We start from the raw sequence: 12359 nt of genomic DNA, 5'->3' as shown, positions 1-12359 counted from the left end.
TCCTAGTCCTTCGTGCAGACGACGTCATCGACCTGGAGGTGGTCGCGGTCGGCGACGCTGCGGCTCGGATAGAAGAACAGGCGCCAGTCGCGCACGTTGCCGGTGAAGCGGAAGAACACCGGCTGCCACTCGTCGCTGTCCACGGTGACGAAGTCCGTCTGCGGGCTCCAGCCGCCGCTCGAGTAGCTGCGGTGGCGGATGCTGCCGTGGCCGCGCACCCGGTACGAGCAGGAGTAATTGCCCACCGGCACGTTGAACTTCTCGGTGGTGAAGCGCTCCGCGACCTGGATGGGCACCACGAACTGCAGCGCCGCCGAGCCGCCGTGCACCGCGCTCGTGTAGCGCGCGAGGCGCGAGGGCTTGATCTCCGAACCCGGGTCCGTGATGCCGTTGTCCAGGCCGTACCAGTAGTCCGGGACGTAGTTGTTCCCGTAGTAGGGGATGGAGCGGGTGCTCCAGTTCTCGAAGCCGCCGTTGCGGATGATGTTCGCGGAGTGCCCGGCCGCGACGCAGCGGCGGGTGGCCGGGTCGCAGGCGGGCAGGGCGCCGCGGCAGTCATACGTCGTGAAGCAGGCGCCTTCGGCCAGCTCGCACACGCCCGTGCTGGGGTTGCAGCTCGTCGCCGGGTTGCTGCACGTGACGCCGGCGCAGGGGTCGCCCTCGATGCAGAGGTGCGAGGCGGTGTCGCAGACGGGCGTCGCCGGGGTCCCCGCGCAATCCGCGTGGCGGGTGCAGCGGTCCTCGGCGGTCACGCAGGTGTGGGTCGCGTCGCAGGACTGCCACTCGCTGCAGTTCGTGGCGTCGTCGCAGCGGCCGGAGAGCGGCTTGCAGGTCACGGTGGCGTTGTCGCAACGCGCCCAGGCCTCGCAGGTGACCGAATCGCACGGCTCGGGGGCCCGCACACAGCGGACGTCGTCGATGAGCAGGTGATCGCCGCTGGTGTTCCGGACGCTGAAGATGAGCTCGAAGGTGTCGAAGACGGAGCTGGCCAGGTTGAAGTTGTAGCTCACCTGGGTCCACGACCGGGAGTCGACGGAGGTGTAGGACGAGTAGCTGGAGTAGTCAGTGCCGAACCAGGCGTTGCGGACGTCACCGGTCCCCCGCGCCTGGTAGGTGCAGGAGTAGCGGCCCGCGGCCATGGACTTCGCCACGGTGGTGAAGCGCCTGTGGGTGGCCGAGGTGTTGATCAGCTGGGCCGCGTTCACGCCCTCGAAGGGCTGCGTCGTGACCTTCCGCACCACTTCTTCGATGTTCGTCGTGCTCCCGGACCACAGCGCCGGAAGCGCGCCGGACCACTCCTCGAAGCCACCGTTGTCGATGACGTTCACCTCGGTGGACCCGCCCGCGTCCGGATTCCCGGAGCCCGCGTCGGTCGGCTCGGTGCCGGAGTCAGGCGTCTCGGTGCCCGAGTCGGGAGTCTCGGAGCCCGCGTCAGGCGTCTCTGTGCCGGAATCCGGCGTCTCGGTGCCCGAGTCCGGCGTTTCAGTACCGGAGTCCGGTGTCTCGGTGCCGGAATCCGGCAGCGGATTGCCCGAGTCGGGCGTCTCGGTGCCCGAGTCCGGCCGGGACTGCCCGGCGTCGGGCGCCTCCGGAGAATCCGAATCACCGCCGCACGCGACGGCCAACACCAACAGCGAAGTCAGGCACACTCGAAACAACTTCAACGCAGCCTCCGGTTTCAGAACTGGATCTTTCGTACCACACTGTACCGGTGAGCGACCTCCCCAGGGGCCGTTGGCGCGTTTCTTCCTCCGGAATGGACCGCGGACTGGCGGGCCTCAGCGGCTTCCGGACGGAGCCCGCCGCTTGGCGCGAGCGTGGATGGGCGCGAGCACGAAGGAGAGGCTCATCAGTTGCTCGCGGCCGGGCGCCCTCGGTTGGCTGTGTCCACCAGCTTCTGCCGCACCGGAGAGGTGATGCGCGGGATGGGGCGCACGCTCGCCAAGGACGACACGGTGGAGCAGATGGCCCGGCATTTCTGGATGGCCGCCGACTGTCAGAGCGCCGTGCACGCCATCGGCGATTTCGTGACGAAGGTCCGCTACCTCTCCGTTCGTGGAAAGAAGGAGGGCGCGCTCGTGAAGCAGCTGTCGGCGGCCCTCTCCGTCTGGAACCGCGATGACCTGCTCAAGCTCATCATCGAACAGCATGGCGAGCAGTATCAGAGGCCTTCCGCGCGGCGGGTGCTTTGACGCAAGAGCCCCCCTACACGTTCGAGTTCCTCCTTCCGCCCGGTGCTAGACTCGACGCAATGAAAGCCAACCTGTTCGGAACGCGCGTCCTCATCTCCCGCTTCCTTCCACATCGCGTGTCGGGATGGATGCGGCGCGCGCTCGAGCACGTGAGCGCTCCCCCTGACTTCTCGGAGGAGGAGCTGCGGCTTTGCCAAGAGGTCCTTGCCTTCACGATGACCAGCCCCGAGCGGATGGTCGCACTGCTGCATGCGGTGCGCTATGTGGTGGCGAACGACATCCCAGGGAGCATCGTGGAGTGCGGAGTCTGGCGTGGTGGCAGCATGATGGTCGCCGCCAAGGCCCTGCTGGCCCTTGGCGTGCAACGTGCGCTGTACCTGTTCGACACCTTCGAGGGAATGACGCCTCCCTCGGATGCGGACCGTTCCTGGCGCGGTGTCTCGGCGGAGCAACTCCTGTCCAGAGAAGCCCGGGAAGAGGGCTTCAACATCTGGTGCATCGCTGACGAGGCGGACGTGCGCGCCAACGTGAGCAGCACGGGCTATCCCATGGAGCAGGTCCATCTGGTGAAGGGGAAGGTAGAGGAGACGCTCCCCGCGCAAGCGCCCGACACCATCGCCCTGCTGCGCCTGGACACCGACTGGTACGAGTCCACGCGGCACGAATTGGAGCACCTCTATTCCCGGCTCTCGCCGGGCGGAGTGCTCATCATCGATGACTACGGCTACTGGCAGGGGTCACGTCGGGCCGTGGACGAGTTTTTCGCGAAGCAGCCGCGCAAGCCGCTACTCCAGCGAATCGACATGTCGGGGCGTCTGGCCATCAAGGCGTGAGCACGCATGAATCACCGAGCCACCAAGGCTTGATTGGGTGGGGCTGCCGCGCCGCGTGCTGCTCGCGGGTGAGTGTGTCCGAACCCGGTTTGATCTGGAGTGGCTCCCCCGGCGATGGTTCCCGGCATGAGTTCGTTGGGGTTGAGGCTGTTCGCGGTTCTGGCCGCGGTGGGGGCGCTCATTGGCGTGGGCGGTTGCGAGGAGGCGAAGGAGAAGCCCTTCTCGCCCGTCACTCAGTCGGCGCGACTGCTGGACCCGCCCCAGTACGCCGCTGAGTTCCTGGGCGACCTGTGGCCGGGGGACACCGATTCCTCGCCCATGACGCTGACGGAGGCGAATGGACTCCTCTATTTCTCGGCCGGACTCTTTCCCGACTTCCATGCTCCCTGGAGGAGCGATGGGACCGTCAACGGGACCGTCCGCCTTCTTCCTCCCTACCCGCGCCCAGAGCTGAGCCTTCATGAGGTGGCGTCCTTCACCGCGGTGAACGGCACCGTCTTCTTCACCGCCGGAGATGCGGACACCAGCAATCAGGATGTTGAGCTGTGGAAGACCGATGGCACCGCCATGGGAACCTCGCGCGTGAGGAACCTCCACCCGTCGGATAGCTCGTATCCGGAACAGCTCACGGCGGTGGGGAACACGCTGTTCTTCACTGCCGACGACGGCGTGTACGGAAGACGCCTTTGGAAGAGCGATGGAACGACCGCGGGCACCGTCCTGGTGCAGCCCCAGAAGCCCCCCACGATGCAGGAGCCCGGCTGTCTGACGAACTTCAACGGGACGCTGTTCTTCGTCGCAGACAGCTCGACGTACGGCCTCGCGCTGTGGAAGAGCAATGGCACCGCGAACGGCACCGTCGTCGTCAGGACCCTCAACGAAGAGAACTTTGGCGACTTCATACCGACCCCGGACCTGGCCTGCGCGGTCATCGGGAACCGGCTGTACTTCGAGGGGCCCAAGCCATCGGGTGGACGGGCGCTGTGGCGGAGCGATGGGACGGCTGCGGGCACCGTGCGCATCAAGGACATCACCTCCCGTGGCGCGGACAACCGGCTTGGTGTTTTCACGAACGTCCATGGCACGCTCTTCTTCACCGCTCAGGATCGAAGCCTTGTCGCGTTGTGGAAGAGCGATGGCACCGCGGAGGGGACGGTCGAGGTCTCGCTGTTTCCCGCCTCCCGGGAAGAAGACAGGCCGCAGTCTCTGACCGTGGTGGGCAACCTCCTCTTCTTCACCCGTCGCACCGGGGCGGGCGTCCGCGAGTTGTGGAAGAGCGATGGCTCGGAGTCGGGGACCCAGCGCGTCATGGTGATCCGTCGCGGGAGCTCGGTGCAAGAGCGCGTTTCGCTCGCCGCCTTCCAGGGCCTGCTGTACTTCACCGCCGAAGATGAGACGAGCGGAGCCGAGTTGTGGCGCACCGATGGCACGGAAGCCGGGACGGTCCGGGCGGTCGACCTGTGGCCTGGCGCCGCCAGCTCGGCGCCATCCTCCCTGCGGGTCGTCCGGGATGCGCTCTACTTCGCGGCCAATGACGGGGTGAGCGGCCGCGAGCTCTGGAGGAGCGATGGCACCTTGGCTGGCACCGTGCAGATGCGGAATATCTCCACCTTCAAGAAGAGCTCCGCTCCCTCTTTCGGCGTGGCCTTGAATGGCGTGCTGTACTTCGACGCTGAGGATGGCCCGCATGGGCGGGAACTCTGGCGGACGGATGGCACTCCGGCGGGAACCGCGTTGGTGAAGGACCTCTTGCCAGGGCAGAAGCGGGGCATGCCCACGCAACTGACGCCGATGGGGGGCCTGCTCTACTTCACGGCTTTGGACGCCGCGGGGTCCTCCCTGTTGTGGAAGAGCGACGGCACCGAGTCAGGCACCATGCAGGTGCTGAACAGCTTTCCCGAAGGAGGGAGGGATGTCGCGAACCTGCGGCGACTGGGGAACCTGCTGCTGTTCACGGCCTCGGAGCGAATCGGGGGGCGAGAGCTGTGGCGGAGCGACGGGACCGAGGCAGGCACCGTGCGGGTGAAGGACATCGATCCCGTGGCGCAAAGCATTCCGCCCCTTCCCGGGCTCGCGATCCTCAAGGACCACGTCTACTTCACGGCCTCCGAAGGCACCTCGGGCTACGAGCTGTGGAAGAGCGACGGGACCGAGGCGGGCACCGTGCGGGTGAAGGACATCGCCGTGGGCAGCGGGAGCAGTACCCCCATCGACATCTCCACGGTGGGCGAGCAGCTCTTCTTCTTCGCCAATGATGGCGTCACGGGCTCCGAGTTGTGGAAGAGCGACGGCACCGAGGCCGGCACCATGCGGGTGAAGGACATCTGGCCCGGGACCGCCAGCAGCAGGACGCCCGACTGGGGCCAATTCGTCGATGTGGACGGAGTGGCCTTTTTCATGGCCAATGATGGCTCGAGTGGCACGGAGCTTTGGAGGAGTGACGGCACGGAAGAAGGCACCGTGCGCGTCAAGGACCTCTCTCCTGGGAGCGCCAGTTCCACCATCTCCGCATCCAACCTCAAGGTCTACCAGGGGCAGCTCTTCTTCGGATTCTTCGACGGCCAGCAGGGCAACGAGCTGTGGCGCACGGATGGCTCCGAGGCGGGCACGGTCTGTGTCAAGGACCTCGTCCCCGGCGTCGGGGGTTCCTATCCCAGCAACTTCGTGGTCGTCGGGGGAACGCTCTTGTTCACAACCTTGTCTGGCCAGGGCCGAACGACGATCTGGCAGAGCGATGGAACGTCGACGGGGACGCAGCCCTTCGCGAGAGGCGGGGAGTGGTCCAATCCGGGGCAGCTGGCGCAGCTGGGCGACGATCTGATCTTCGTCGCCTACGACGGGTTGCACGGGAGTGAGGTGTGGCGCCTCCCGCGGGTCATAGACCAGACGCCACCCCGGTTGACGTGCCCAGCGTCCCTGGTGGCCGAGGCGACGAGCGCCCAGGGTGCGACGGTGGACTACCCGCTCGTGACGGCAACCGATGAGCGCGGGGAGACTCCGACGCTCCGCTACAGCCAGGAGAGCGGGACCCCGTTTCCGCTGGGGACCACGTCGGTGGTCGTCACCGCAGCCGACGCCGTGGGCAATAGCGCCACCTGCTCCTTCACGGTCGACGTGTGGGACACCACGCCGCCGGAACTCACCTGTCCGGTGGACGTGAGCACCTGGGCGACGGCCAATGACGGCGCCACGGTGGAGTATCCGGACGCCATCGCGACGGATACGGTCTCCGCCGCGACGCTCGAATACAGCCATGCGACCGGGACACGGTTTGGTCTGGGGCTCACCAAGGTCACGGTCGTGGCGACGGATGCCGCCGGGAACTCCTCTTCGTGCGCCTTCCAAGTCCAGGTGGCGGAGACGCCAGCACCGGCAATCACCTGTCCGGTGGACATCCAGGCCGAGGCCATTGCCGCCACGGGTGCGCCCGTCCATTACCCGGAAGCGAGCGCCACGGGGACCGGCGGGGTGTCGGTGACGTACAGCTCCGCGAGCGACAGCGTGTTCCCGCTGGGGGACACGTTGGTGACGGCGACCGCACGTGACGAACGAGGGCGCACGGCGAGCTGTGCCTTCACCGTCACCGTGCGCGACACCACGCCGCCGCAAGTGGGCTGTCCGGGGGACCTCGTGGCCGAAGCAGAGGGCCCCGACGGCGCGTCCGTTCCGTTCCTTCTCGTGAATCCCCGGGACGCGGTGACGCCTTTCCCCTCGGTGACGTCCAGCGCCAGTGCGGGGGCCCGCTTCCCGCTGGGAACCACGGAGGTCACCGTGACGGCGACGGATGCGGCGTCCAATGCCGCCACGTGTGCCTTCTCCATCACCGTGAGGGACACCACGCCCCCCGAGCTCAGCTGCCCCTCGGATGTGGTGATCAAGACCGGGAGCGACGAGGGCACGGTCGTGACCTTCCCGGAGGCCGTGGCCCGGGATGCGGTGACGCCGGTGGTTCCCGTGACCTACAGCCACGCGTCTGGCAGTGGGTTTCCGCGCGGCGCGACGGTCGTGACAGCGACGGCCCAGGATGCGTCAGGCCTCTCCGCTTCGTGCACGTTCCAGGTGACGGTGGCGTACTTCGTGCCCCCACCGGCGGGCGGGGAGGTGACGACGGGGTGCGCGTGCTCGGCGGAGGCTTCCGGCGGTGGTGGAGGCGCCGCGTGGTTCGCGCTCCTGGGGAGCGCCCTCTGGCTCCAGAGGCGTTCCCGCCGGGAGTGTTGAGGCAAAGGGCCCGGGGCCACTCCCTCGTGCAGGGCGTCCCGGACCTGCTGGTGCTCAAGCGCGTGGGCTGGGGCGACTCCGCGCAGCCACGAAGGGCCACCTGGAACTGCTCCGCGAAAGCGCGGCACCCGAGCAATTCAGCCCGCCCTGCCAGCCAGCTCCTTCGCTGCCTCGATGAAGCGGCGCAGGGGCTCCGAGCGCTGTGCGCGGCTGGGGGAGTAGAGGAAGAAACCCGGCACGAAGGGCGCGTAGTCCTCCAGTACCCGCACGAGGCGTCCGGAATCCAGATGCTCCTGGATGGCTGGCTCTTGGACGTACGCCAGCCCCAGCCCCTCGATGGCGAATGTCACGCCGGCCATCTCGTCGTTGGTGGCGACATTGCCGCGCACCGGGATGCGCCAGGTCCTGCTTTCGCGCTCCAGCTCCCAGGCATAGGGAGTTCCGGTCGTCTGTGAGCGCAGGACGATGCATTCGTGCTGGAGCAGGTCCTCGGGGCGCTCAGGAGCCCCGCGCTTATCGAGATAGGCCGGTGCACCCACCACCACGAAGCGGAAGGCATCCGTCAGACGTACCTGCACCATGTCGCGCTCGATGGTCTCGCTCAGACGCACGCCTGCGTCGTAGCCCTCCGCGACGATATCGATGAGGCGCTGTTCGACGATGATGTCCACCTCCACGCGGGGGTATCGCGCGCGGAAGGCTGACAGCACGGGCGCGATGAGCAGGGACACCGCTGCTCGTGGCACGGACAGCTTCAGCCGTCCGACGACCTCCCCTGGCTCGGCCGAGGCACCGTGGAGCGCGGCGGCCGCCTGAGCAAGGCCCGGACCGGCCTCCTCCACGAGCCGCCGTCCCGCGTCCGTCAGGGACACGCTGCGAGTGGTGCGGTGGAGCAGGACCACGCTCAGCTGCTCCTCCAGCTGCCGGACGGACTGGCTCACGGCGGCCGTGGAGACGCCGAGCTCGCGCGCCGCGCCGCGGAAGCTCTGAAGCCGCGCGACGGCAAGGAACACGTGCAGCTGCTGGAAGAGGACCGTCTTCATGTCGGGACTCCTCTGGGGCACGAATCGCCGGGCCACCATCAACCCCTGCTTAACGGCCCGTTCGCTCCTCGACATCTAGTCCTCGGAGGGTGCGCCGCGTAGTTCTTTCACCGGGCCCTGCTGCTTCGGGGGCATGACGCGCACGGCAAGGGCCTTGCGGACGTCGAAGCCTTCCAGCGCGCCCGACAACCTGAGGGAGCCTCATGTCCATCTCACTCGCTGGCGCGTCCGTGGCGCCGGCCCCGCGCTCCGCGTCATGGAGCGCCGTGTTCGCGCTCACCCTGTGTGTCTCGACGCTCATCGCGTCCGAGTTCATGCCGGTGAGCCTCCTGACGCCCATCGCGTCGGACCTCCACCTGAGCGAAGGCCGCGCGGGCCAGGCGATCGCCGTCTCCGGTCTCTTCGCCGTGCTGACGAGCCTCTTCATCACGTCCTTGGCCAGGTCCGTCGACCGCCGGAGGCTGCTCCTCGGTCTCACCGGCGTCATGTTGGCTTCGGGGCTCGTGACCGCCTTCGCGCCCAGCTACGCCGTGCTCATGGTGGGCCGTGCGCTCATCGGCGTCGTCATTGGCGGCTTCTGGTCGTTGTCCGCGGCCACCGTCATGCGCCTGGTCCCCCAGGACGAGGTACCGCGCGCGCTTGGCCTGCTGAACGGTGGCAACGCGCTGGCCACCACCATCGCGGCGCCGCTCGGCAGCTTCCTGGGCCAGTACATCGGGTGGCGGGGCGCGTTCTTCGCGGTCGTTCCGCTCGCGGCCATCACCCTCGTGTGGCAGGCCTCCACCTTGCCCCCAATGCCCACGGAGCGCGCCGCTCCGCCTCCGAGCACCTTCGCCATCCTCCGGCGCCCGAAGGCGCGGTGGGGCATCCTGGCGGTCACGCTCTTCTTCATGGGCCAGTTCGCCCTCTTCACGTACCTGCGTCCCTTCCTGGAAACCGTCACACGGGTCGGGGTGTCCACCCTCTCGCTGCTCCTGTTGGGAATGGGCATCGCGGGGCTTCTGGGCACGTACCTCATCGGCTTCCTCGTGAGCAGGCGGTTGTCCGCGGTGCTCATCGCAGCCCCCGTGGCGATGGCCGTCATCGCGGTCCTGCTCATTGCCTTCGGCCCATCCCTCGCGGCAACGGCCGTCCTGCTGGTGGGGTGGGGACTCATCGGCACGGCGGCACCGGTCGCGTGGTGGACGTGGCTCAGCCGCACACTGCCGCGCGACGCGGAGGCTGGCGGCGGCCTCATGGTCGCGGCCATCCAGCTCGCCATCACCGTGGGCGCTTCGCTTGGAGGGCTGCTGTTCGACCGGAGCGGCTACCGGAGTTCGTTCGGAGTGAGCGCCTTGCTGCTCGGGGGCGCGGCCCTGCTGGCCATCCGAGCGTCGAAGCCTGAAGGCTCAATCAACCCATGAGGATGAAGACAATGAAATCACGTTTGCCTGGCGCGCTCCTGCGGGTGTCCCTCTCCGCGCTCGCGGCCTGCGCATCGCCGTCGGCAGCAGTGGCGCGTCCAACACCGGGCCTCGCGTCTGGTGACACATCCAACGGTGCGGACAACTTCTACACGAGCGACCAGGTCACCGTGGAGAAGGTTGTCTTCAAGAACCAATACAAGATGGATGTCGTTGGGAACCTGTTCGTTCCCAAAGGCCTGAACCGCGACGCGAAGACCCCGGCGATCGTCGTCGGACATCCCATGGGTGCGGTCAAGGAGCAGAGCGCGAACCTGTACGCCACGAAGATGGCGGAGCAGGGATTCGTCACCCTGTCCCTGGACCTGTCCTTCTGGGGCGAGAGTGCGGGCCAACCCCGCAATGTCGTCGCGCCGGACATCTATGCCGAGGACTTCAGCGCCGCGGTGGACTTCCTGCGCTCCCAGCCGTTTGTCGACAAGGAGCGGGTGGGCGCCATCGGAATCTGCGGCAGCGGGAGCTTCGTCATCAGCGCGGCCAAGATCGATCCTCGCATCAAGGCCATCGCGACCGTCAGCATGTATGACATGGGCGCCGCCAACCGGAACGGGCTCCGGCACTCGGTGAGCCTCGAGCAGAGGAAGAAGTACATCGAGGAGGCAGCCCTGCAGCGCGATGTGGAGTTCGCGGGCGGTGAAACGAAATATACGAGCGGAACGCCCGAGACCCTGAATGACCAATCCACTGCGACGGATCGCGAGTTCTACGACTTCTATCGCACCGCGCGTGGGCACCACTCGAACACCACGACGCACCCGACGCTCAGCAGCAATACCCGGTTCATGAACTTCTACCCGTTCACGGACATCGAGACGATCTCTCCCCGGCCGATGCTCTTCATCGCGGGCGAGAACGCCCATTCCCGGGAGTTCAGCGACGAGGCCTACCGGCTCGCCGGTGAACCCAAGGAACGGGTCCTCGTGCCCGGCGCGGGTCACGTGGACCTCTACGACCGCGTCGGCCGGATTCCCTTTGAAAAGCTGACCACGTTCTTCATGACGAACCTGAAGTGACCGAGGCAAGCGGGCCCTTCCTCCCGGAGGAGGCATCGGGTCCACCACGGCCGGTGCCTTCGCGCTCGAAGCGGCGACGGTCGCGGAGCTGCGGGCGGGCTGACTGAGGCCTACCTCGGGCGCATCCGTGCGCTCGGCCGCATCGAGGACCTGCCGCTGTGCTCGGTCATCAAGCTCAACGAGCAGGCTTCGCACGCGCGCCGCAAGCCCGGGTTCACGCGGAGCATGGACCCGCGTGGCGGGTAGGGTGGACCGGGCCGTGCCCACTTCTTGATCCTCGTCAATGCGGGCGAGGGCTCCCCCCTCCAGTCTGGAGGCCACAACGTCGCTGAACGTTCTGGTGCCCTCGTGATGAACATCTCCCGCCTTCACTCCCGCTCCCTGGGAGCTCTCTTTCTCCTTCCGTTCTTCGCCTACGGCATCGGCACCGCGCTCGTCACCTCCGTCCTGAATGAGCCGGAGCACCTGGCCGGACAGAGGACGCTGTTCGTGGGGGGCGCGCTGCTGCTCCTGTTGAACTCCCTCTTCGTCGTCGGAATTGGCGTGCTGTTCTTTCCCATCCTCCGTGATCGGAGCCCGGGCATCGCCGTCGCGTACGTCTGCACGCGGGTGATGGAGGCGCTGACCCTCATCGTCGGAGTGGTGTTCCTGCTGTGCATCCTTGAGCTCGGAGAATCCGCGCAAGGGCAGGCGACGCTGTTCCAGCTGCTGTCGAAGGGGAACTTCTGGGCGTATCAGCTCGCGATGATCATCCTGGGGGTCGGCAGCGTGGCGTTCTGCCTGTCGCTGTACCGCTCCCGGCTTCTCCCCTCGTGGCTCCCGCTGGTGGGCGCGGTGGGCTACGGGCTTCTGGCGCTGGGGTCCGTGCTGGAGCTCTTCGGGCTGCCGTGGGGCATCCACTTCTCCGGGCCCGGGGGCCTGTTCGAGCTGATCCTCGGCGGCTGGCTCATCGCCCGGGGGTTCCGGACGGTCACGCCCTCCGTCGCGGCGTAGCCGGCTTGCCGCGCGTGGCGATGCGCTTCCGGATCCGGCTCAGCGACTCGGGCTTCACGCCGATGTAGCTGGCCAGCTGGTATTGGGGAATCCGCTGGAGGATGTCCGGCCGCGCCTTCGAGAGCTTGAGGTAGCGCTGCTCCGGCGTCTCAGTGAGATAGGAAGCGAACCGCTCCTGCTGTTCCGCCAGGACCTTCTGCATCACCCTCCGGGAGATGCTCTCGAAGCGCGGGAAGCGCCGATACAGGTCCCCCTCGCGTTGCTCGGTGCCCACGACCACCGTGGTGTCTTCCGCGCAGACCATGAAGTGATCCGCCGGGGTCCGATTCATCATGCTGTGAATCGAGAGGACCCATTCGTCCTCGCTGAAGAACCCGTTGCTCCGCTCCTCCCCGTCGACGAGGGCGTACTGGCGGACGCAGCCCTGGAGGACGAAGTAGGCCTCGGTGGAGACCTGGCCCGCCATGAGCAGGTGAGTGCCTTTCGGACAGGTCCTCACCACCATGCTGTCCAGGATGGCCTGGGCTTCCTCGTCCGACAGAGGAGCGATGCGGCGGAAGTAGTCGACGAGCTTGTTCTTCATGGGAGCCCCGCGCGACGGCGG

The 12359-nt window shown here is 67.3% G+C and carries 9 protein-coding genes; 6 read left to right on the top strand and 3 right to left on the bottom strand.

Features of this window, described 5'->3' with window-relative positions; all coding sequences use genetic code 11:
• Positions 1-2 precede the first annotated feature (2 nt).
• On the bottom strand, positions 3-1664 hold the full coding sequence (locus D7Y11_RS04535) for an invertase recombinase-like protein (protein WP_126933107.1): 1662 nt from the start codon (positions 1662-1664) through the stop codon (positions 3-5).
• A gap of 213 nt (positions 1665-1877) precedes the next feature.
• Here D7Y11_RS04535 and D7Y11_RS04530 point away from each other — a divergent pair, with 213 nt between their 5' ends.
• From D7Y11_RS04530 to D7Y11_RS04520, 3 genes are all read left to right on the top strand, one after another.
• The gene (locus tag D7Y11_RS04530; RefSeq protein ID WP_126933106.1) at positions 1878-2192 is read left to right on the top strand and encodes a hypothetical protein; all 315 of its coding nucleotides are present in this window, start codon (positions 1878-1880) and stop codon (positions 2190-2192) included.
• Between the two features lie 59 nt (positions 2193-2251).
• Positions 2252-3025, top strand: coding sequence for a TylF/MycF/NovP-related O-methyltransferase (locus tag D7Y11_RS04525; RefSeq protein WP_199753689.1), 774 nt, complete (start codon positions 2252-2254; stop codon positions 3023-3025).
• Between the two features lie 126 nt (positions 3026-3151).
• Entirely contained in the window at positions 3152-7243 is a 4092-nt protein-coding gene (locus D7Y11_RS04520) for an ELWxxDGT repeat protein (protein ID WP_158641889.1), read from the top strand.
• A gap of 137 nt (positions 7244-7380) precedes the next feature.
• On the opposite strand, the gene D7Y11_RS04515 is transcribed toward D7Y11_RS04520, so the two are convergent.
• Positions 7381-8286 carry a LysR family transcriptional regulator gene (locus D7Y11_RS04515; protein WP_120577924.1) on the bottom strand — a complete coding sequence of 302 codons (906 nt, stop codon included), beginning with the start codon at positions 8284-8286 and terminating at the stop codon, positions 7381-7383.
• Between the two features lie 203 nt (positions 8287-8489).
• On the opposite strand from D7Y11_RS04515, the gene D7Y11_RS04510 reads away from it, so the two are divergent.
• From D7Y11_RS04510 to D7Y11_RS04500, 3 genes are all read left to right on the top strand, one after another.
• Positions 8490-9689, top strand: coding sequence for an MFS transporter (locus D7Y11_RS04510; RefSeq protein ID WP_121752465.1), 1200 nt, complete (start codon positions 8490-8492; stop codon positions 9687-9689).
• Positions 9686-10762: an alpha/beta hydrolase gene (locus tag D7Y11_RS04505; RefSeq protein ID WP_233597118.1), complete on the top strand. Its 1077-nt coding sequence runs from the start codon at positions 9686-9688 to the stop codon at positions 10760-10762. Before D7Y11_RS04510 ends, D7Y11_RS04505 begins: the two co-directional genes overlap by 4 nt.
• 351 nt (positions 10763-11113) lie before the next feature.
• Entirely contained in the window at positions 11114-11755 is a 642-nt protein-coding gene (locus D7Y11_RS04500) for a DUF4386 domain-containing protein (RefSeq protein WP_121752469.1), read from the top strand.
• On the opposite strand, the gene D7Y11_RS04495 is transcribed toward D7Y11_RS04500, so the two are convergent.
• Positions 11733-12338 carry a Crp/Fnr family transcriptional regulator gene (locus tag D7Y11_RS04495; RefSeq protein ID WP_121752466.1) on the bottom strand — a complete coding sequence of 202 codons (606 nt, stop codon included), beginning with the start codon at positions 12336-12338 and terminating at the stop codon, positions 11733-11735. The genes D7Y11_RS04500 and D7Y11_RS04495 overlap by 23 nt on opposite strands.
• Positions 12339-12359: the final 21 nt, after the last annotated feature.

This window comes from Corallococcus sp. AB018 (genome assembly GCF_003986945.1).
Classification (GTDB): Bacteria; Myxococcota; Myxococcia; order Myxococcales; family Myxococcaceae; genus Corallococcus; species Corallococcus exiguus.
This window is presented reverse-complemented; position numbering and strand designations above follow the sequence as displayed.